Raw genomic sequence first — 21,271 nt, 5'->3', positions numbered from 1 at the left:
CCCAACGCCATCGTCACGCCCGTGACGTCCGCATCCTGCCGCCATCAAGGGACTTTCACTAAGTGATCACGCCGCCAGTGCAGCGGCCCGTTCGCGGAACGACAACGCGGTCGCCGCAGCGCCGATCTCGAACGGCGTGACGTCTGACCAAAACCGGCTGGTGAATTTCCGCGCATCGACGCGGTACGGACGATCCCACAGGAATCGCATCTCGGTCATCTCCCGCAGCATCGGCGACACCGTGCCGATCGCCGGCAGCAGCCATTGCGGCAGCGACGTGATCCGCGCGGGCATGCCGAGCGCCCGGGCGCCGAGTTCGAGAATCTGCCGCGGGGTGCGGATCGGCGCGCTCGGCATGTGCCAAGCCTGACCGAAGGCGTCGTCCGGGGCGTCGAGCAGGGTCGCGACCGCGCGCGCGATATCCGGCACGTAAGCGAAGTCGTGCAGCGTGTCGGGCGGCGCGATCAGCATCGCGCGCTTGCCCTTGGCGAGTGCGCCGAATGCGAGATCGCCGAGGTGCGACAGCCCGACGCCCGGCCCGTAGAAATCCGGCGCCCGCAGCGCCGCGACGCGCACCTGGCCGGCGTCGCTCGCCGCCGTCCACAGCCGCGTGATGACGGCGCGCACTGCGGGTTTCACTCCCGCATCGGTCAGCGGCATGTCCTCGCGCAGCGGCGCGTTCTGCGGGCCGTACATATACAGGTTGTCGACGAACACCATCCGCGCATTCGCTGCAGCGGCGGCCGCGAGCAGGTTTTGCATCGCCGCTGGCCACGAAGTGCGCCACACCTCGCCGACATAGGGAAAGCCAATCGCGACGACGATTTGCCTGGCGCCCGCGACGGCACCAGCGACCGAAGCGGGGTCGAGCACGTCGCAGGCTTGAAACGCAGCGCCGCGCGAAAGATCGGCGGGCCGGGATCGTTGCGCTACCCGCACCGCAACGCCTTTGGCTGTGAGCAATTCGGTGGTGGCGCGGCCGACCGGGCCGTAGCCGAGAAGGACGATCTCCGGCGTCATGGGCAACTCCTTTTCAAAGTCGATGACCGCAGACTAAGCGGTTTCGTTGCATATCAAAAATGCATTGTTTATATCATTATCATGCGCGAAGTGAATTTAGCCGGGCTCGACCTCAATCTGCTGCCGCCGCTCGAGGCGCTGCTGCGCCGGCGCAACGTCACCCACGCGGCGCAGGACGTCGGCCTGAGCCAACCGGCGATGAGCCGCGCACTGTCGCGCTTGCGCATTCTGCTGGCCGATCCGCTACTGGTCCGCGGTCATCATGGCTTGGTGCTGACGCCGAAGGCGCAAGCCTTGGTGCCGCTCCTGAGCGTCGCCGTCGCCGACCTCAAGAACCTGTTTCGCGAACGCCGGTTCGACCCGGCCACCGAACAGCGCACCATCCGCATCGCGGCGTCTGACAATCAGACCGTGCTGCTGGCGCCGCAGTTGATGGCGCGGCTGGCTCGCGAGGCGCCCGGCATCGATCTGCGCTTCGAGCCCTACCGTGCGGATCTGCGCGAGCGCATGGAGAGCGGCGCGCTGGATTTCGCTTTCGCGCTGGCCACCACCGATTTGCCGCCCGGTGCGGTGAGTATGCCGATCGCCGACGACCGCCTCGCGCTGGTGATGCGGCGCGGCCATCCGAAAGCCAAACGCACCTGGCGGATCGGCGACTACGCCGACGTCGACCATGTCGGCATCGCGCTGCTCGACGACGGTCGCTCGGAGCTCGACGGCATTCTGGCCGCCGCGGGGGTAAGCCGTCGGGTCGCGCTGGTCACGCCGCATTTCACCGCGGCGCTGGCGGCCGTCGCCGCGACCGACATGGTGACGACGATCTCCCGCGCGTTGGCGCGCCGCTTTGCCGGCGCCTTCGATCTGATTGTCAAACCGCCGCCGTTCACCGAGATCGAGTTGCCGATGACGCTGGTGTGGTCGCATCTGCGTCATGCCGATCCGCTGCTGGTCTGGTTTCGCGGCCTCTTGCGCGAGGTCGCCGGGCCGGCCTATGCGGATCGTGGTCAACGCGCGGCGCGCCGATCGACTTAGCCGTGCGCCGTCACCCAGGCGGCTCCGATGGGAGCCGGGAGGCAAGGCGTATGCAATCTCCCCGTGATCTGCTTGCTGATCTCTGGACCTCCGTCGGCGCTGATGCCGTCACGCTGGAGCGCGTGACGCTGACCGGCGACGAGCCGCAACTGCCGTCGTCGTTTCGGGTTGACGCCGCGGCGCAGGTGGCGATTGCGGCGAGCGGGCTGGCGGCGGCGGAGATCTGGGCGATGCGGAGCGGGCAGGCGCAGGGCGTCAGCGTCGACATCCGCCACGCCGCGATCGAGTGCCGCTCCGAGCGCTACTTGCGCAAGAACGATGAACCGCCGCCGCCTGCTTGGGATCCGCTCGCCGGCGTGTATCAGGTGAAGGGCGGCCGTTACGTCCGGCTGCACACCAACTTTCCGCATCATCGCGACGCGGTCTGCCGGGTGCTCGCCTGCGAGCCGGTTCGCGACGCGGTGCAGACCGCGCTGCTGCAGTGGGAGGGCGAAGCGTTCGAGACCGCTGCTTATGAGGCCGGCGGCGTGGTGGCGCTGATGCGTTCGCGCGAAGAATGGCAGGCGCTGCCGCAGGCCGCCGCGCTCGATGCGTTGCCGCTGGTGGAGATCAGCAAGATCGGCGAGGCGGCGCCGAAGCCGTGGCCGGAAGGCAGCCGGCCGCTCGCCGGTCTGCGTGTACTCGATCTGTCGCGGGTGATCGCCGGCCCGGTTGCAGGCCGGACTCTGGCGGCGCATGGCGCCGACGTGATGCTGGTGTCGAGCCCTCGGCTGCCGTCGATCCCCTGGCTGGTGATCGACACCGGCCGCGGCAAGCTGTCGAGCTTCGCCGACCTGACCACGCCTGAGGGCCACTCCGCGCTGCGCGAATTGCTCACCGAAGCGGACATCTTCAGCCAGGGCTATCGCCCGCGCTCGCTCGCTGCGCTCGGCTTCTCGCCCGAGGAAGCGGCAGCGATCAATCCCGGCATCGTTTACGTGTCACTGTCCGCTTATGGACGCTCGGGTCCGTGGGCGGAGCGGCGCGGCTTCGACTCCCTGGTGCAGTGCGCCACCGGCTTCAACCATGCCGAAGGGCAGGCGGCCGGCGTTGCCGGGCCGAAGGAATTGCCGATGCAGATCCTCGATCATGCGACCGGCTACCTGATGGCGTTCGGGGCGATGATCGCCAAGGCCCGCCAGGCGCGCGAGGGCGGCAGTTGGCACGTCCAGGTGTCGCTGGCCCGCACCGGAAAATGGCTGTGGGAGATGGGGCGGCTGCCGCACGGTCTCGCCACCCCCGAGATTGGCCAGGAAGCGGCGGCGCCGTATCTCGAACGGGCCCAATCCGGCTTCGGGACGCTGCAGGCGGTCCGGCATTCTGCGGTTCTCAGCGCCACGCCGGCCGCCTGGGTCCGCCCGGCGGTGCCGCTGGGGACCGATCCGGCGGCCTGGCCGGCCCGTGGTTAAGGCCTCCGGCCGCCGGTTCCACCGGTTAATGTGCCGTTCAGGATGGAATTCGTAAGCCTGCCCATTGAGGCGCGCGTCTCGGTCGGCGGCTGACGCGCTGGTGTCATCATTCGCTGCTAAGCGCATTTTTGCCGTTTTCACTTTGCGCTGGCCACGATTCGGGCATTATCAGCCGTCAGGGAGGCAACGCGGCGATCAAGCCGGAGCTCAGGCAGGGCATGCGCGAACATTTTCTTCGAAATCTGCGTCTTCGGCGCACCTGGTGGATCGCGGCTGCGTGCGTTGCGGCCGGCGTTGCCGTGGGCGGTTACGAGCTGGCTCAATTCAAGCAGCCCGGTCGCGGCCACACCGATATTTCTAGCCAGTCGCGCCGCAGTGCCGACCGCTACACCCCGACCCCGGCCGAATGGGCCAGCCTGACGATCGAGCCGGTAAGCGACCGCAGCTTCCGCGCCGAGCACGTCACCGAAGGCAAGATCGCGATCGACGAAGACCGCGCCACCCCGGTGTTCTCGCCCTATGCGGGCCGGGTGACCAAGCTGCTGGCGCGCCCCGGCGACCACGTCACCAAGGGCCAGCCGCTGTTCTCGATCGAAGCGCCCGACACCGTCCAGGCTCAGAACGATTTCATCACCGCCTCGACCGCGCTCAACAAGGCGAAGTCGCAGCTCGATCTGGCGCAGCTTCAGGACAAGCGCGCCCGCGATCTGTTCGAAGGCAAGGCGGTGCCGCTGAAGGACTATCAGCAGGCGCAGGCGACGCTGGTCACCGCGCAGAACGATTTCCAGTCGGCCACCACGGCGCTCGAAGCCGCGCGTAACCGGCTGCGCATTCTCGGCCTTAGCGAGTCCGCGATCTCGGCGTTCCAGGACAAGGGCAATATCAATCCCGAGACCACCATCGTGGCGCCGATCGCCGGCACCGTTGTGCAGCGCAGGGTCGGTCCGGGCCAGTACGTCAACGCCGGCTCCAGCGATCCCGTCTATATGATCGGCGATCTGTCGACGGTGTGGCTGACCGCTTTTGTCCGCGAAAGTGAAGCTGCCGATGTCGCCGAAGGCCAGGACATCAGCTTCAAGGTGCTGGCGCTGCCGGGCCGTACGCTGACCGGCCGGATCGACTACGTCGCCGCGGCGATCGACCCGACCACCCGTCGGCTGACGGTACGCGCCACCATCGACAATCCAGGCGGGCTGCTGAAGCCGGAAATGTTCGCCAACGTCACGATCTACTCGCCATCGGATCATCCGGCCGTCGGCGTGCCGCGCCAGGCGCTGATCTACGAAGGCGACCAGGTCCGGGTCTGGGTCGCGCATGACGACCGCTCGATCGAGCTGCGTACGGTGAAGCCGGGCCTGTCGGCCGGCGACATGGTCGAAGTCACCGGCAATCTCCGTCCGGGCGAAAAGGTCATCACCCGCGGCAGCCTATTCATCGATCGGGCTGCCACCGGGTAACTCCGGTCTGCACACGACCGTCGCCGCGCGGTCCCGCCGCCGGTGCTCCCGCCCTCAGCCTGCGGTCGCTTGTTCTTCTGAACGGCCTGCGGCATTGATCGACATAATCGCCGGACCAGCGCCTCACAGCCTCCGCCTGCCCTGAAAGGTCCGATCCGCATGGGTCGCCTCGTCGAACTCGCGGTCAACCGCCGTTTCCTGATGCTCGCGCTGTTCTTGCTGGTGCTGGCGGGCGGTGTCGCCGCGTTCGAACATCTCAATATCGAAGCCTATCCCGATCCGACCCCGCCGATGGTCGACATCGTCACCCAGAGCCCCGGGCTCTCGGCCGAGGAGATCGAGCGCTACATTACGATTCCGATCGAGACCCAGGTCGCCGGCATCAAGAACCTGAAGACCATCCGGACGATCTCGTTGTACGGCCTGTCCGACGTCAAACTGCAGTTCTCGTTCGACTACACATATCAGGAGGCGCTGCAGCAGGTGCTCAACCGGCTGTCGCAGCTGCCGCCGCTGCCAGGCAACGTCCAGCCCGGTATCTCGCCGCTCAGCCCGATCGGCGAAATCTTCCGCTATCGGCTGGTCGGCCCGCCCGGCTACAGCGTGCTCGATCTGAAGACGCTGCAGGACTGGGTGCTGCAACGCCGCTTCCGGGCCATTCCCGGTGTGATCGACGTCACCGGCTGGGGCGGCAAGACCAAGACCTACGAGGTCCAGGTCGATTTCAACAAGCTGATCGCCTACGGCCTGACGCTGCCGCAGGTGCTGCAGGCGGTCTCCAACTCCAACATCAATGTCGGCGGCAACACCGTCGACATCGGCGCGCAATCCGCGGTGGTGCGCGGCGTCGGCCTGATCCGTTCGCTCGACGATCTCGCCAATACGATGGTGGCGTCGAACAACGGCAATCCGGTGCTGGTCAAGGACGTCGCCAAGGTCAACGTCGCCGAGAAGCCGCGGCTCGGCATCGCCGGCATCAACAACGACGACGACATCGTCCAGGGCATCGTGCTGATGCGGCGCGGCGAGCAGAGCTCGCCGACGATCGCGCGGGTGGAGCAGGCGGTCACCAAGATCAACGCCTCGGGCCTGCTGCCGCCCGGCGTGCGGATCGAGCGGATCTACGACCGCAAGGATCTGATCGACACCACCACCCACACCGTGCTGCACAACATGGTGGTGGGCATCCTGCTGATCGTGCTGCTGCAGTGGATCTTCCTCGGCGACCTGCGCAGCGCGCTGATCGTCGGCGCGACGATTCCGTTCGCGCTGTTCTTTGCGGTGATCATCCTGGTGCTCCGCGGGGAGTCCGCCAACCTGTTGTCGGTCGGCGCGATCGACTTCGGGTTGATCGTCGACGCCACCGTGATCATGGTCGAGGCGATCTTCAGGCGACTCTCGCACACCACCGTGCTGTCGCCCGAAGAGCGTAGCCAGATCTCCGCCGACACCATCATGGGGATGAAGAAGCACGCGATCCGCTCCGCCGCCGCGGACGTGTCGCGCTCGATCTTCTTCGCCGCGGCGATCATCATCGCGGCGTTCCTGCCGCTGTTCACGCTGTCCGGCGTCGAGGGCAACATCTTCGGCCCGATGGCCCGGACCTACGCCTATGCGCTCGCCGGCGGCCTGCTGGCGACCTTCACGGTGACGCCGGCGCTCAGCGCCATCATCCTGCCGCACCACGTTCAGGAGACCGAGACCTGGCTGATGCGGATGCTGCACAAGGTCTACACGCCGTGGCTCAGCTGGGCGGTGAAGAACCGTCCGGTGGTGATGGCCGGCGCGGCGGGTCTGGTGCTGACTACCCTGATCGCCACACGCTTCCTGGGGCTCGAATTCCTGCCGAAGCTGGAAGAAGGCAACCTCTGGATCCGCGCCACGCTGCCGCCGACGATTTCGCTGACCGAGGGCAACGGCTACGTCAACGATATGCGCAAGCTGATCGCCAGCTTCCCCGAGGTCGAGTCGGTGGTGTCGCAGCATGGCCGGCCCGACGACGGCACCGATGCCGCCGGCTTCTTCAACGCTGAGTTCTTCGCGCCGCTGAAGCCCGCCTCGCAATGGCCCGGCAGCCACGACAAGGACGAGCTGACGGCGCGGATGCTGAAGCAGCTGCAGGCAAAATTCCCAGGCGTCGAGTTCAACTTCTCGCAGTATCTGCAGGACAACGTCTCCGAAGCCGTGTCCGGCGTGAAGGGCGAGAACTCGATCAAGCTGTACGGCAACGACCTGCAGGCGCTGACCGACACCGCCAACAAGATCAAAGCGGTGCTGTCGACGGTGCAGGGCGTGCAGGACCTCGCGGTGTTCACCTCGCTCGGCCAACCGACGATCCAGATCGACGTCAACCGGGCTCGCGCCGCGCGCTACGGGCTGACGCCCGGCGACATCAACGCCACCATCAAGGTGGCGATCGGCGGCGACACTGCCGGTGATTTGTACGAGCCGGGCAGCGACCGGCATTTCCCGATCATCGTCCGGCTGGCGCCGGAATATCGCAAGAGCGCTGAGGCGATCCACAATCTGCGGATCGGCGTGCAGGGGCCGAACGGCATCACCCAGATCCCGCTCAGTGAACTCGCCGACATCCAGCTGGTGTCCGGTGCCGCCTACATCTATCGCGAGGACCAGGAGCGCTATCTGCCGATCAAGTTCTCGGTGCGCGAGCGCGATCTCGGCAGCGCGATCCGTGAGGCCCAGGACAAGGTCAACGCCCAGGTCCGGTTGCCGCCGGGCTCGCGAATGGAATGGGTCGGCGAATTCGGCAATCTGCAAGATGCGATCAAGCGGTTGTCGATCGTGGTCCCGATCAGCCTGGCGCTGATCGGCGCGCTGCTGTTCTTCAATTTCGGCTCGCTCACCGACACGCTGCTGGCGATGAGCGTGATCCCGATGGCGATCTTCGGCGGCGTGATGGGCCTGCTGGTCAGCGGCATCCCGTTCAGCGTGTCGGCGGCGATCGGCTTCATCGCGCTGTTCGGTATTGCGGTGATGGACGGCATCATCATCCTGTCGCAGTTCAATCAGTTGATCGACCAGGGGCTCGATCGGCTGCGCGCGGTGGTCCGCACCGGCGAGCTGCAGCTTCGGCCGGTGCTGATGACCTGCGTGATCGCCGGCGTCGGCCTGCTGCCGGCGGCGATGTCGACCGGAATCGGCTCGCAGGTGCAGAAGCCGTTGGCGATCGTGGTGGTCACCGGCATGATGCTGGCCCCGGGGGTGATTCTCATCACCCTGCCGGTTTTGATCTCGTATTTCTCCCGGCGGCGCGCCAACTAATCGCCCCGCCGGCCATTCGCGCTCCCTCGTAGTAACGCGGGTAGGAGTTCTCCGGGTGGCGCGAGATCGTGCTGAAAATACGCAACAACTGCGCTGTTACCGTGTGACGCCCTGATGACAGAACCGTCGCGGCGATACACCGCAGCGGCATCTTGACCTGAGTCAAGGAGGGCACGCGAGGCCATGGCAACATTCAACCATGGCCAAGCTTCTGGTTTACCGATGCCCGCAGAATGGTCTGATGACTCAGACCTGGCTTGCCGACGAGGTGGTCGGCGAGGATCGGCCGAGCTATGAGCCGGTGTTCTGTCTGGCGTGTTCCCAGCAGCATTTCATCAGCCTGGATACCGGCCGCGCGCTCGGCGACACCGCCGCCACCGTGACCGCGACGCATGGCCCGGCATTCCCGCCGCGCGAGGATCGCTTTCCGCCGCGCGCCGTCCTGCAGCCGGAAGCCGCCAGCTTCAGCGCCCCCGACGTCGACGCATTTAGCGCTTTTAGCGGCAATCAGTTCAAGGTGTATTGAGCGCAGCCAGGCGCTTCGGACCGTCGTTAAGAAACGCGGTGCCTTGCAGGCATTGTGCCCAGGCTCGTCCCGGGCAGCCATGGTTTGCTGAGCGTCTGCGCGAAAGTCGTGGATGCCCGGGTCAAGACCGGCCATGAGGGGAGAGGGGACGTGGGAACGCTGTGTGCGTCTCCCGCAGCGTCGTCAAAGGTTGTGGATCGACGCTTACTGTCCCGACGGGGTGCGCAGGCCGTGCCAAGCGTCGCGGACCTGCTGGTAGTGCACGTCGGGCAGATAGTCCGGGGTGTTCAGGCCGAGGTTCTGGACGTCGAGGCGGCCGATCGCGCTGAGCAGCGTATAGGACGCGACCACGCGGTCGCGCTGCGCGCCGATCAGCCGGGCTTTCGCCTGGATCAGATCCTGCTGCGAGTTCAGCACGTCGACGGTGGTGCGCTGGCCGCCCTGGGCTTCGCGGCTGACACCCTGCAGCGCGATTTCGGCAGCGCGCACTTCGGATTCCGCGGCGCTCACCGCGATCTTGGCGCCTTCGTTCGACACCCAGGCGCCGATCGCCGCAGTGCGGGTCTGGTTGCGCACCAGGTCGAGCACCGAGCGGCTCTGCGCCGCCAGTTCTTTCGATTGCCGGGTCTGCGACGCAGCAGTGCCGCCGTCGTAGATCGGCGCGTTGATCTGGCCGATCACCGAGGCCTGGTCGGTGCCGTAGGTGCCGAGCGTGGAGTCGGTCTGGCTGGCGCGGCTGGCGCTGCCCTGCAATGTCACGGTCGGCAGCAGCGCGCCTTCGGCGACCTTGATGGTGGTGGTGGCGACGTCGACATCGTAGCCCGCCGCCAGCACTGCGGGGTTGCCCTTCGCCGCCTGCGCGATCGCATCCTCGCGGCTCTTCGGCAGCAACCGGTCGACCGGCGTGGCATTGCTCAGCGTGCCCGGCGGACTGCCGATCACCGCCGCGTAGGTGGCTTGGCTGATCGCGAGGTTCACTTCCGCCGCGTTCAGGTCGGCGCGTCCGCGGTTGAGGCGGGCTTCGGCCTGCGCGGTGTCGGTCGGGGTGACGTCGCCGGCGTTCAGGCGCTTCTTGGTGATGTCGAGCGTCTGGCTGAGGAAATCGACGTTGGCCTTCTGCGCCGCCACCAAGGCCTGGTTGGCGAGCACGTTGGTGTAGGCCGTCACCGCGTCAAGCAGCACGCCCTGGCCGACGTTGCGCAGCGCCTCGCGGCCCGACTTCACCTGCAGCTCGGCGACCCGCACGCTGTTGGCAGTGCGGAAGCCGTTGAACAGCGTCTGTGTGACGGTGACGCCGATGGTCCACGGCCGCAGCGTGTCGCCCTGGTAAGTATTGGTGGGGAGCAGGTTGCGCACCTGCTGCAGCCCGGCGCCGAGCGTGGCCAGAAGCTGCGGCCGGTAGCCGGCGAGCGCTTGCGGCACGTTCTCGTCAGTCGCGCGCTGACGGGCGCGTTCGGCAGTGAGTTGCGGGTTGGACTGGTAAGCCTTGACCAGCGCGTCGGATAGTCCTTCGGCCGATACCGGTCCGGCCGCTGCGACGCCGATCGCCGTCGCGACCCCCAGGGTCAACGCCGAGCGATGAGCGCGATACGCACTGCCAACGAGTCTCGTCCACCAAACCATGCGGTCCCGCGCCCTCCTGGACATCCGCCCCGCGATGCCTGCGCGTTTGTAGAACGCAGTGCAACGCGAGGCAATCGACCGGGCCCGACAGCTGCCGTTGCCGCGCGGGGGTGTTGTGATGCGGCAACGCTGCGACGATGAGGCGCGCGGTATTGTGCACGCTTTCCGGCGCAGCGGCCGCGATCTGTCAGCGTGTTGTCAGCGGTTCTGGTTGTTCGGCTTGCGCTTTTCGATGAACGCCGCCATGCCCTCGGCGCGGTCTTCCAGCGCGAAGGTCGACCGGAACAGGTCGCGCTCGATCGCGAGACCTTCGGCGAGCGTGGTTTCCAGCGCACGGTTCACCGCGCTCTTGGCCATCGCTGCGGTGGGGCGCGACATCGTGGCAATCTTCTCGGCGGCCCCGAGTGCTTCTTCCATCAGCTTATCGGCCGGCACGATGCGGCTGACCAGGCCCGAGCGTTCGGCTTCCTGCGCGTCCATCATCCGTCCGGTGAGGCACAGATCCATCGCCTTGTACTTGCCGATGGCGCGGGTGAGACGCTGGGTGCCGCCGATGCCCGGAATGGTGCCCAGGGTGATTTCCGGCTGACCGAACTTGGCGGTGTCGGCGGCGATAATGATGTCGCACATCATCGCCAATTCGCAGCCGCCGCCGAGCGCGTAGCCGGCGACCGCGGCAACGGTCGGCTTGCGGCAGCGTGCCAGCCGGTCGCCGCCGATCGAGGTGAAGTCCTCGTTGAACATGTCGATGAAGCCCTTCGGCTGCATCTCCTTGATGTCGGCGCCGGCGGCGAACGCCTTCTCGCTGCCGGTGATCAGGATGCATCCGATCGCATCGTCGGCCTCGAGATCCTCGACCGCCGCGCCAATCTCGCGGAACACGCCGAACGACAGCGCATTCAGCATCTTCGGGCGGTTGAGCTTGATGATGCCGACCGCGTTCTGACGCTCGACGATGATGAATTCGAATGTGCTCATGATGCATGTCCCCGGAAGGCCGACCGCGGCCGCGGGCAATCTGCCCGCTGCCGCCAGCGGCTTCAAGGGGTGGGCGCGGACGCCCTCAGGCCATGAACATCCGCGCCGCGGAGGCGAGAGTGAGGAGGCCGCCGGCCGCGATGAAGATCTTGCCGATCAGTGACGCCTTGTCCCACGCATCGTCATCGTGGGTGGTGGCTTTGGCCTGCGTCTCGGCTTGCGGCTGCGGGGCGGCTGCGGTCTCGGCGGCGGCAGGCTGTTGCGGCTGCATTTGGGCCTGGAGCTGCGGCGCATCGGTTGTGGCGGCGCGGTCGAGGTCGTTGACCTGGTCGGCGGCAATCACGGCGGGATTGGTCACGCCAGCGGCGGCCGGCGCTGGGGCTTGGTTGGCTTCCGTGGACGGGGTCGGCTGGGCCTGAGCGGCTTCGGCCGGCGTCGCCTGGGCATGGGCGTTGGCGATCGAGGCGGGTAGGGCACCGCTGGCATCGGCGAGCGGCTTCGGCTCGGTCTGGGCGTCGGCGGCGCGGCCTTGCTCGACCGGGGATTTGACCACCGACTTGGCTTCGGACTGCTTGGCCTCGGACGGAGTTGTTTCGGAGGGCTTGGTATCGGAAGGCTTGGCTTGGGCCTGCTTGGCCTTGGCCGGCTTGGCGTGGTGCTTGACGGCCTTTTTCTTCGGCGCCGGCTTGGGTGCGCTTCCGCTATCGCTTGCGGCGGCCTGCGGGGCCGCGAAGCTCGGTGTCGCCGGTGCCACGCACCACAAGCCCACCGTCAATCCTGCTGCAATGATCAGAGCCGAGCGCCCGCTGGCTTTGATGTCCATGACATTCTCCCCATTTGCCAGCCCGCGACCAGAAAGCGCGGGGCGGTGGCGTCAGCGGGGCCAAACCATGAGGAAACATTGCCGATCCGCGGCAACATCTGGGCAGTGGCGCGAAGTGGCTGCGGAGCGTCGTTCGGTGCTATGGCAACGGCTGGCAAACGCCGTCGTCTGGCGGTTTCCCTCACGACTCCGTGATCGCCCCGGTGGGGCGTAACGAACCGCAGTTAGGGCCGAATTGTTGGACGGGAGCGTGCGTGCGCGGACGTGACGACGAATGGACCGACCTGATGCGGTCAGCCAATGCCGGCGACAGCGTCGCGTATCGGCGGCTACTCCAGAGTGTCACGCCGGTGCTGCGCGCAGGGGCGCGGCGCGGTCTCGCCCGCGCCGGCCAGCCGGTCGATCAGGCTGAGGATATTGTGCAAGACATTCTGCTGGCGGTGCATCTGAAGCGGCACACCTGGGATTCGGGCGCGCCGTTCGCCCCGTGGCTGTTTGCGATCGCTCGCAACAAGCTGATCGATACGCTGCGCCGCCGCGGCCGCCGGGTGTTCGTCGATATCGATGATTTCGCCGACACGCTGGCGAGCGAACCGGCACCGGAGACGCTGCCCGCCAGCGAAGTGACGCGGCATCTTGAAGGCTTGCCGCCGCGGCAGCGCGACGTGCTGCAATCGATCGCGGTCGACAGCGCCTCGATCAAGGACACCGCGGCGAAACTATCGATGAGCGAGGGCGCAGTGCGGGTGGCGCTGCATCGCGGCCTGTCGGCGCTCGCCGCCAAATTGAGAACGGTGTGACCATGGAAACCGACCGCCTGATCCAAGCGCTCGCCGCCGACGGTGCCAGCCGCGATCGCCCAGTCGGGCAGATGCTGGCCGCCGCGCTGCTGGTGGCGCTGCCGGTGTCGGCGGCGCTGCTGCTGACGACGCTCGGCCTGCGCCCGGATCTGCACGAGGCGATGCGCAATCCGTTCTTCGACCTGAAATTCGTGGTGACGCTGGCGCTGTCGCTGTCGGCGATCATCGTCGCTCTGCATCTGTCGCGCCCCGAGGCGACGGCGAAAGGCTGGCGCCTGCTGCTGCTGGCACCGCTGGCGATCCTCGGCCTCGCGATCGGCGCCGAAGCGATGCTGCCGCATCGCACCTCGGCGATGACGCGGCTGCTCGGTCACAACTCGCTGCTGTGCCTCGGCTCGATCCCGGTGCTGTCGCTGCCGTTCCTCGGCGCCGCGCTGATCGGGCTGCGCCGCGGCGCGCCGTCGCGTCCGGCGGTCGCGGGTGCGCTCGCCGGTCTGCTGTCGGCCGGGCTCGCCGGCACGCTGTATGCCGCGCATTGCGTCGACGATTCCCCGCTGTTCGTCGCCACCTGGTACACGCTGGCGACCGTGATGGTGGCCGGTCTTGGCGCCGTGCTGGGACCCCGGGTGCTGCGTTACTGAGACACCTCCGGGACGTTACTGATCGCGAATGAATTTGACTCGCTTTGCGCCTGTGGTAGCAAAACACCAAGGGGCGCGGATGAGCGGGTTTTCACGACGGCGGGCGAGGGCATTGGTGGCGGCTTGGGTCGCTGCCTACGCGCTCGTGCTCAATGTCGTACTCGCCAGCACGCTGCTCGCCGGACAGTCTCCGGTTCAACTCATCACCGGTCACGAGTTCTGTATCGCTGCCGTGGATGATGGCGCCGCGGGTGATGCCGGCCAGCCGGCCAAGGCCGTTCCGATTCGCTGCCCGCTGTGCCTCGGCCAGCACGTCAGCGCGACCCCGCCGCCGCTGTCGCCGGCGCTCGCGATCCGGATCGCCTTCAGCATCCGCTACGAAGTCCCGCGCGCGACGCCGTTCGTCGCGCTGCGGCCGTCTCCCGCCCATCAGCCCCGCGGCCCGCCGGTTCTGACCTGACGATCGCGCGCGCGTTGCGCGCGTCCCCCTCATCGTCCGATCAGTTGCCGGAGTTCCGTCATGTCATCCGCATTCCCGCGGTCGCGCAGGCATTTGCTTGTGCACGCCACCGCGCTCGTCTCCACCTGCCTCGTCGCCTTGCCCGCCGCGGCGCAAAGCCGTTCCGACAGCACCCTGCCGCCGGTCACCGTGCAGGCGCCCGATCAAGCCGCCCGTCCGGCGCCGGCGCGTCCGAAGCCGCGCGCTGCCTCGCAGTCCACGCGCGCGGTGCGTAGCGCCACCCCCGCCGTGCAGCCGTCCGCGGCACCGGCCGCAAGCGAGGTCGCGCGCGGGCCGGCGCTGACCGTACTCACCGTGCAGCAGGCGCTGCGCGATATCGAGCAGACGCCCGGCGGCGTCGCGCTGGTGCCGGCCAACGCCTATCGCAACTCGACGGTGGCGAGCACCATCAAGGATATTCTCGACTACGTGCCGGGCGTATTCGCGCAGCCGAAATGGGGCGACGACACCCGGCTGTCGATCCGCGGCTCGGGCCTGTCGCGCAATTTCCATCTGCGCGGCGTGCAGCTCTACATGGACGGCATTCCGATCAACACCGCCGACGGCTATGGCGATTTCCAGGAGATCGATCCGACCGCCTACAACTACGTCTCGGTTTACAAGGGCGCCAATGCGCTGCAGTTCGGTGCCAATTCGCTCGGCGGCGCGATCAATTTCGTCACCAAGACCGGCCGCGATCCGTTTCCGAACGGCGTCAGTGTCGATGCCGGCGCGTTCGGCTATCGCCGGCTGCAGGCCAATGCCGGCGGCGTCAACGGTCCCTGGGATGGCTACATCACGGCGTCGGCGCAGGCCGCGGACGGCTTCCGCAATCACAGCGACGGTCAGGCGTACCGGCTGAGCGGCAATGTCGGCTATCAGATCACGCCCGATATCGAGACGCGGTTCTATCTCAACGCCAACAGCGTCCGGCAGAAGATCCCCGGCACCGTCACCAAGGACATCGCGCTGAATTCGCCGCAGACCGCGGCGGCCGGCAACGTCGCGCTGGATCAGCAGCGCAACATCGACACCGTGAGGCTCGCCAATAAGACCACGATCCGGTTCGAGGACACCGTCGTCGATTTCGGCGCCTTCGGCGTCGACCGCCATCTGATGCATCCGATCTTCCAGTGGCTGGACTATCGCTATCAGGACTACGGCGGCTTCGCCAAAGTCACCGACGATCGCATCATCGGCGGCTATCGCAATCGCCTGGTCGCCGGCGTCAATCTGTTGAACGGCCGGATCGACAACAAGCAGTACGTCAACGTCGCCGGCAACAAGGGCGCGCTGGCGTCGTCGTCGCTCGACAAGTCGACCAACACCAGCGTCTATATCGAAGACTCGTTCTACTTCCTGCAGAACGTCGCGCTGGTCGGCGGCACGCAATTCCTGCACGCCACCCGCGACCGCCGCGATCGCTTCCTGTCGGATGGTGATCAGTCCGGCTCCACCGAGTTCAACCTGTGGAGCCCAAAGGGGGGACTGCTCTGGCAGATCGATCCGAACTGGCAGGCCTTCGCCAACGTCTCGCGCAGCGCCGAGGTGCCGAGCTTCGGCGAGAGTGCGTCGGGCCCCGGCATTCCGACGATCCCGTTCACCAGCATCCGCCCGCAGCGCGCCACGACCTACGAGATCGGCACCCGCGGGCGCCGTCCCGACGTCACCTGGGATCTCAGCCTGTACCGGGCCGAGATCAAGGACGAACTGCTGTGTCTCTACAGCGCGTTCGGCAACTGCAACGTCACCAACGCCGACCGCACCCTACATCAAGGTGTCGAAGCCGGCCTCGGCGTGACGCTGTTCAAGCATTTGTTCGAGCGAGCCGGCGCGCCGGATCGGCTGTGGCTGAACATGGCTTATACGCTGAACGACTTCCGCTTCGACAGCGACGCCAAGTTCGGCAACAACCTGCTGCCCGGCGCCCCGCGGCACTATCTGCGCGCCGAACTGCTCTACAAGAATCCGAACGGCTTCTATATGGGCCCGAACGTCGAATGGGTGCCGCAGGCCTACTACGTCGACAGCGCCAATACGCTTCAGACCGAGCCGTACTCACTGCTCGGCCTCAAAGCGGGAATCGACAATGGCGGGCCGTATTCGATCTACATCGAAGGCCGCAACCTGCTCGACAAGACCTACATCGCCTCGGCCAGCATCATCGACAAGGCGAACGCCAACTCGCCGCTGTTCGAACCCGGTACCGGCCGCGCCGTCTATGCCGGCTTCAAGGCGAGGTGGTGATGCGGATGTCGATTTCATACGTGAAGCACCGGATGTCGTGCATCCTGCCGCTGTCTCGCCGCGTGCTGCTGGCCTCCGCCGCGGCCGTCGCGTCAGCCTCAATGTTCGGCGCTTCCGCGCTGGCGCAGAGCACGTCGAGAGAGCCGCTACCGCCGGTGACGGTGCAGGCGCCGGATCAGGCGCCGCGTTCCGCCGCCCGTTCGAAGCCGCGTGCCACGTCGGGTGGCAGTCGCACAGTGCGCACCGCTAATCGCGGCGCGCCTTCCGCGCGCCCGACCGCAGGTCCGGCAGTCCAGCAAAGCACGGGCTCGACGGCGAGCCTGACGGTGCCGACCACCGAGCAGGCACGCCAGGAAATCCAGCGAGTCCCCGGCGGGGTTGCGCTGGTGCCCGACACGGCGTTCAAGAATTCGCCGGCCAACACCATCAAGGACGCGCTCGGCTGGGTGCCGGGCGTACTGATCCAGCAGCGCTGGGGGCCGGACGCGCGGATTTCGATCCGCGGCTCGGGCTTGTCCCGCGCCTACGGCAATCGCGGGATTAACCCGTATATGGACGGCATCCCGATCAACACTGCGGACGGGCTGTTCGACCTCTACGAGATCGACCCCACTGCGTATCGCTATATCGAGGTGTACAAGGGCGCGAACGGCTTGCGTTACGGCGCCAACTCGCTCGGCGGCGCGATCAATTTCGTCATGCCGACGGGGCGTGACGCACCCGAGTTCGAGGCACGTGTCGACGGCGGAAGCTTCGGTTACTTGAAGTCGCAGGTTGCGACCGGCGGGGTCGCCGGCGCCGCGGATTGGTACATGACGATGTCGGCGCAGCGCGAGGACGGCTATCGCGAGCACAGCAAGACTGACGCCGAGCGGCTGAATGCCAATGTCGGCTATCAATTCTCGCCCGATGTCGAGACCCGGTTCTATCTGAATGTCAGCCGCTGGCGGGCGCAGATTCCCGGTGAGGTCACCAAGGACCTGGCGCTGAACTCGCCGCGTGCGGCGAATCCGGTGTGGGTGCAGCAGGACCAGCAGCGCAATATCGACTCGGTGCGCGTCGCCAACAAGACGACTTTGCGGTTCGACGAGACCACGGTCGATTTCGGTGCCTTCGTCCTCGAACGCCACGTGATGCATCCGATCTATCAGTGGCTGGACTTCCACGTCCACGATTATGGCGGCTTCGCCCGCGCCACCGACGACCGTTTCATCGGTGGCTTCCGCAACCGCCTGATCACCGGCGTCAACATCCAGAACGGCACCATCGACATCAACCAATATTGGAACGTCGGTGCGGCGGTGAAGGGGCCGCTCGCGGCGTCGAATCTTTGGAAGTCGCAGAACATGTCGGCCTACGCCGACAACTCGTTCTACGTGCTGCCCAACGTCGCGGTGGTGACCGGCGCGCAGTTCCTGCACGCGGTCCGCGACCAGCAGGACCGCTTCCTGTCCAACGGCGATCAGTCCGGCCGGCGGACCTACAATCCCTTCAGCCCGAAGATCGGCCTGCTGTGGGATGTCGATCCGACTTGGCAGGTGTACGGCAATATCTCGCGCAGCGCGGAGGTTCCGACCTACGACGTCACCACCTTCGCGTCACCGGCGAGCACGGACATCAATGCCCAGACCGCGACGACCTATGAGGTGGGCACGCGCGGCCGGCGGCCGGATCTGACTTGGGACGTCTCGCTGTATCGCGCCGACATCCGCAACGAGCTCCAGTGTCTTACCAGCCCGGCGACACCCGGCGCCTGCACGATCCGCAATGCGGATCGCACGGTGCATCAGGGCATCGAAGCAGGACTCGGAGTCGCGTTCCTGAAGTCGACCTTCGCGCCGGAGGACCGGTTCTGGTTCAACGTCGCCTACACCTATAGCGACTTCCGGTTCGATAGTGATGCCACCTGGGGAAACAATCGTTTACCGGCAGTGCCCGCGCACTATGTGCGGGCCGAGGTGCTCTACAAGCATGCCAGCGGCTTCTACGCCGGCCCGAACGTCGAATGGATGCCGCAGGCGTTCTATGCCGACAACGCCAACACGCTGACGGTCGATCCCTACGCATTGCTGAACTTCAAGCTCGGCTACGACCACGGCACCGGCTGGTCCGGCTACATCGAGGGACGCAACCTGCTCGACAAGCGTTACATCTCGACCACGATCGCGGTGGAAACCGCCACCGCGGCGTCGGCGCTGTTCAATCCGGGGATGGGGCGCGCCGTGTTTGGCGGTTTGCGCTATCGAATGTGAGGTTTATTCCGCCGGCCGCTCAGGCGGCCGGCGGTGCGGCGGCGGTGGATTGCTGCATGCGGTGGAAGCGCAGCACCTGCTGGGCGGTGGAGGTGCGCAGCCGCTCATAGGTGTCGCGGCATTCCTCGAGGTCGTGCGAGTGGGTGCCGTTGATCTCGTCGCGCATGTCGATGATCTCGCGCACCGTCGCCCATGTCAGGTTGCACACCTTGGCGAGGATCAGCACGCCTTCGTCGCGCGATTCCACCATCATGGCTTCGGCGGTTTCGACCGTGATGTTGGCCAGACAAGCGATCGCCTGATTGGTCTCGTCGAATTTGCGCTGCTGGGCGAAGCTGTGCACCGCGACGGCGTCGATGCGGCCCTCTTCAAACAGCGAGCGCACCAGCCCGTGCGCGATCGAGGTCTGGCGGCTGATGCCGCGCGGCGCCGAGCGTGCCAGCCGGCCGGCCTGGCGCACCGCGTTGCCGACATCGGCGGCAGCGTGCGGATTGGCGGCTTCGAGCTTGCTGCGCACGGTCGCCGAAGCGATCGCGATCATCTTCAGGTACTGCGCCCGCGGAATGGTGCGCTGGCCGAGTGCGTCGGCGAGGCCGTCGTCATGTTCGGCGCGCCGGGCGAGCACGCAATAGCCGTTGTCGGAGAATTCGGCGCCGGGGTTTTTCACCGTGCTCTGCACTACCGCCGGATTGCCGAGTTCGACCAGCACGTCGGTGACGGCACCGCTGAGGGTGCGGCGGGTCGAGATCGCCATCATGTGCTGCTGGCTCTTGGCGCGCACATTGGCGATCAGGGTGGCGTCGTCGAGCTGCTCCGACTGCGACAGCACCGGCGCGGCGATCTCGATCCGATCTTCGAAAGCGAGCTGCCGGATGATCCGCGGCGGTGCCTGCACATTGGCGAGCCGCTGCGCCAGCAGCTCCTTGGCGTTGGATTCGATGTCCTCGACCAGGCAGGTAAAGACGTCGTCGAACACCTCGATCTGCTCGTCGTTGTAGTCCACGCCGTCGAGAAACAGGTCGGTCACGCGGCGTAGCGTCTCGACGCGTCGCGCCACGGTGCCGTGCGCCAGCATCGCCTGCAATTCATCGAGCAGGTGGAGGGCCGGCCTCGTTGGTCTTGAAGTCATTACTCTTTCCTAGAGCGAAGACAGGGCGCCTGTTTCTTCAGGCGCAGGCAACTCGGTTTCGTCCGCCGTGCTTGGCCTCGTAGAGTGCGCGATCGGCGCGTGCCAGCACGGCTTCGGTGGATTCTTGGAGCGTCATGGTGGTGACGCCGGCGGACAGCGTCACCATCATGCTGGGCGAGAACGCGCTCCAGTCGAGATCGGCGACGATCATGCGAAGCCGGTCGAGGATCAGGCGGGCTTCGTCGTCGGAGGTGTTCGGCAGCAGCAGCAGGAATTCTTCACCGCCGTAGCGGCCGAACCGGTCGAAGCTGCGGATGTTGGCGAAGATCGTGATGGCGAAAGTGCGCAGCACCTCGTCGCCGATCGGATGACCAAACGTGTCGTTGATGCGCTTGAACCAGTCGAGGTCGATCAGCGCCAGCGACAGCGACTCGCAGTGCCGCGCCGCTCGTTCCATTTCGTTGTCGAGGTGCCGCATGATGCAGCGGCGGTTATAGGCCCCGGTGAGCTCGTCGAGCTCGGCCAGTTCCTCGATCCGCTGATAGGCCTCGCGGAGCTGGGCGCCGCGCTTGTACAGCGAGTCGCGCAGCGCCTTGGAAAACACCCCGATGAAGGTGCAGCGTCCGACCGTCAGCACCAGCGCCAGCAGGGTGGCGAGCCGTTCGAGCGAATTGTCGTGCGGCATCCCGATCGGCAGATCGGTGAGCAGGAACAGCGGCACCAGCGCGCACAGCAGCGCGGACCACAGGATCAGCGCCTGCCGGCGATCGGCGCGCAGCGAAGCGAAGCCGAACACCACGAACAGTTCGAACAGAAAGAAGGCGCCGATCTGCGGCGCCCACACCGTGAAGCCGATGATCAGCGCCAGTGTTGTGACGGCGATCGGCACCGTCAGATAGTGGTCGGAGAAGCGATCGTTGAACCCGGATTCCGACAGCGCGAACAAAATGCCGCCGACCAGGGCGCCGGAAACGGCGAAGGCCACCACCACGATCGACGGGATCGTGCCGGCCTGGACGTAGATCAGCAGGATCGCAGCATCGATCATGAAGCTGGCGGCGATCAGGTCCAGCATGTGCCGGCGCTGACGCATCCGTCGGCCACGGACGGCAAGGGTGCGCGCGTCTTCTGCCCTGGCGTCTTCAGCCCTGGTTTGAGGGTCGGGCAGGGTGCCCGACAGCGCGGCAGTTGGTCCCATCGTCCGCCCGGTCGATTTTGCTCTTCGGGAACCTACTGGGAAAAGCCTTTCGTTTTGGTATCTGCCAGTTGCTCGCAAGGGTTGATGGAAGCCGCCAGCTGGTTGATTCCAGCGGGTTTTGCGCGGGATTTCCCGGACAGCCAAGGCGACCTGCCAGGATTGAGCTGTGAATATGTCGCGCAAACCGCATCTCGGCTTGGTAACCTTCGGCCAACATGGCGCGGCGACTCACGCTGCCCGCGGAGGTGGGCTGGCGAAGCGATCTTGCTGGGTTAGGCGCCGTTTCGCGCCGGAATCGGGACCTGCGGCCATTCCG

The 21,271-nt window shown here is 66.5% G+C and carries 16 protein-coding genes; 10 read left to right on the top strand and 6 right to left on the bottom strand.

Features of this window, described 5'->3' with window-relative positions; translation table 11 throughout:
* Positions 1–66: 66 nt before the first annotated feature.
* Positions 67–1,020: an NAD-dependent epimerase/dehydratase family protein gene (locus VRZ08_RS22030; RefSeq protein ID WP_414533905.1), complete on the bottom strand. Its 954-nt coding sequence runs from the start codon at positions 1,018–1,020 to the stop codon at positions 67–69.
* A gap of 81 nt (positions 1,021–1,101) precedes the next feature.
* Between VRZ08_RS22030 and VRZ08_RS22025 the strand changes: the two genes are divergently transcribed.
* The 5 genes from VRZ08_RS22025 (at position 1,102) to VRZ08_RS22005 (ending at position 8,765) form a co-directional block, all read left to right on the top strand.
* Positions 1,102–2,052, top strand: coding sequence for a LysR family transcriptional regulator (locus VRZ08_RS22025; protein ID WP_414533904.1), 951 nt, complete (start codon positions 1,102–1,104; stop codon positions 2,050–2,052).
* Between the two features lie 50 nt (positions 2,053–2,102).
* Positions 2,103–3,500: a CoA transferase gene (locus VRZ08_RS22020; protein WP_414533903.1), complete on the top strand. Its 1,398-nt coding sequence runs from the start codon at positions 2,103–2,105 to the stop codon at positions 3,498–3,500.
* Positions 3,501–3,718: 218 nt separating this feature from the next.
* Positions 3,719–4,957, top strand: a complete 1,239-nt coding sequence (locus VRZ08_RS22015) for an efflux RND transporter periplasmic adaptor subunit (protein WP_414533902.1) — start codon at positions 3,719–3,721, stop codon at positions 4,955–4,957.
* A gap of 159 nt (positions 4,958–5,116) precedes the next feature.
* Entirely contained in the window at positions 5,117–8,239 is a 3,123-nt protein-coding gene (locus VRZ08_RS22010; RefSeq protein WP_414533901.1) for an efflux RND transporter permease subunit, read from the top strand.
* Between the two features lie 241 nt (positions 8,240–8,480).
* Positions 8,481–8,765, top strand: coding sequence for a hypothetical protein (locus VRZ08_RS22005; protein WP_414533900.1), 285 nt, complete (start codon positions 8,481–8,483; stop codon positions 8,763–8,765).
* A gap of 204 nt (positions 8,766–8,969) precedes the next feature.
* On the opposite strand, the gene VRZ08_RS22000 is transcribed toward VRZ08_RS22005, so the two are convergent.
* The 3 genes from VRZ08_RS22000 to VRZ08_RS21990 all read right to left on the bottom strand — a co-directional run bounded on the left by VRZ08_RS22000 (position 8,970) and on the right by VRZ08_RS21990 (position 12,189).
* Positions 8,970–10,388, bottom strand: coding sequence for a TolC family outer membrane protein (locus VRZ08_RS22000; RefSeq protein WP_107354970.1), 1,419 nt, complete (start codon positions 10,386–10,388; stop codon positions 8,970–8,972).
* A gap of 198 nt (positions 10,389–10,586) precedes the next feature.
* Positions 10,587–11,366, bottom strand: a complete 780-nt coding sequence (locus tag VRZ08_RS21995; protein ID WP_107343783.1) for an enoyl-CoA hydratase — start codon at positions 11,364–11,366, stop codon at positions 10,587–10,589.
* A gap of 85 nt (positions 11,367–11,451) precedes the next feature.
* On the bottom strand, positions 11,452–12,189 hold the full coding sequence (locus VRZ08_RS21990) for a hypothetical protein (protein ID WP_414533899.1): 738 nt from the start codon (positions 12,187–12,189) through the stop codon (positions 11,452–11,454).
* A 254-nt stretch (positions 12,190–12,443) separates the two neighbouring features.
* Between VRZ08_RS21990 and VRZ08_RS21985 the strand changes: the two genes are divergently transcribed.
* From VRZ08_RS21985 to VRZ08_RS21965, 5 genes are all read left to right on the top strand, one after another.
* Positions 12,444–12,989, top strand: a complete 546-nt coding sequence (locus VRZ08_RS21985) for a sigma-70 family RNA polymerase sigma factor (protein WP_107354972.1) — start codon at positions 12,444–12,446, stop codon at positions 12,987–12,989.
* 2 nt (positions 12,990–12,991) lie between these two features.
* Complete coding sequence (locus tag VRZ08_RS21980) at positions 12,992–13,630, top strand: NrsF family protein (RefSeq protein ID WP_414533910.1); 639 nt, start codon at positions 12,992–12,994, stop codon at positions 13,628–13,630.
* Positions 13,631–13,745: 115 nt separating this feature from the next.
* Positions 13,746–14,090, top strand: coding sequence for a DUF2946 family protein (locus tag VRZ08_RS21975; RefSeq protein WP_234822347.1), 345 nt, complete (start codon positions 13,746–13,748; stop codon positions 14,088–14,090).
* A gap of 60 nt (positions 14,091–14,150) precedes the next feature.
* On the top strand, positions 14,151–16,376 hold the full coding sequence (locus VRZ08_RS21970; protein WP_414533898.1) for a TonB-dependent receptor domain-containing protein: 2,226 nt from the start codon (positions 14,151–14,153) through the stop codon (positions 16,374–16,376).
* A gap of 32 nt (positions 16,377–16,408) precedes the next feature.
* Positions 16,409–18,628, top strand: a complete 2,220-nt coding sequence (locus tag VRZ08_RS21965; protein WP_414533909.1) for a TonB-dependent receptor family protein — start codon at positions 16,409–16,411, stop codon at positions 18,626–18,628.
* Positions 18,629–18,647: 19 nt separating this feature from the next.
* On the opposite strand, the gene VRZ08_RS21960 is transcribed toward VRZ08_RS21965, so the two are convergent.
* Together VRZ08_RS21960 and VRZ08_RS21955 are read right to left on the bottom strand one after the other, a co-directional pair.
* On the bottom strand, positions 18,648–19,757 hold the full coding sequence (locus VRZ08_RS21960) for a DUF2336 domain-containing protein (protein WP_107343789.1): 1,110 nt from the start codon (positions 19,755–19,757) through the stop codon (positions 18,648–18,650).
* 37 nt (positions 19,758–19,794) lie between these two features.
* Positions 19,795–20,955 (bottom strand): GGDEF domain-containing protein, encoded by a 1,161-nt coding sequence (locus tag VRZ08_RS21955; protein WP_414533897.1) that lies wholly within the window; start codon positions 20,953–20,955, stop codon positions 19,795–19,797.
* Positions 20,956–21,271: the final 316 nt, after the last annotated feature.

The sequence above is a fragment of the Rhodopseudomonas sp. G2_2311 genome (genome assembly GCF_047501505.1).
Lineage (GTDB): Bacteria > Pseudomonadota > Alphaproteobacteria > Rhizobiales > Xanthobacteraceae > Rhodopseudomonas > Rhodopseudomonas palustris_H.
The sequence above is the reverse complement of the archived record's forward strand: the minus strand, read 5'-3'. Positions and strand labels throughout refer to the sequence as shown.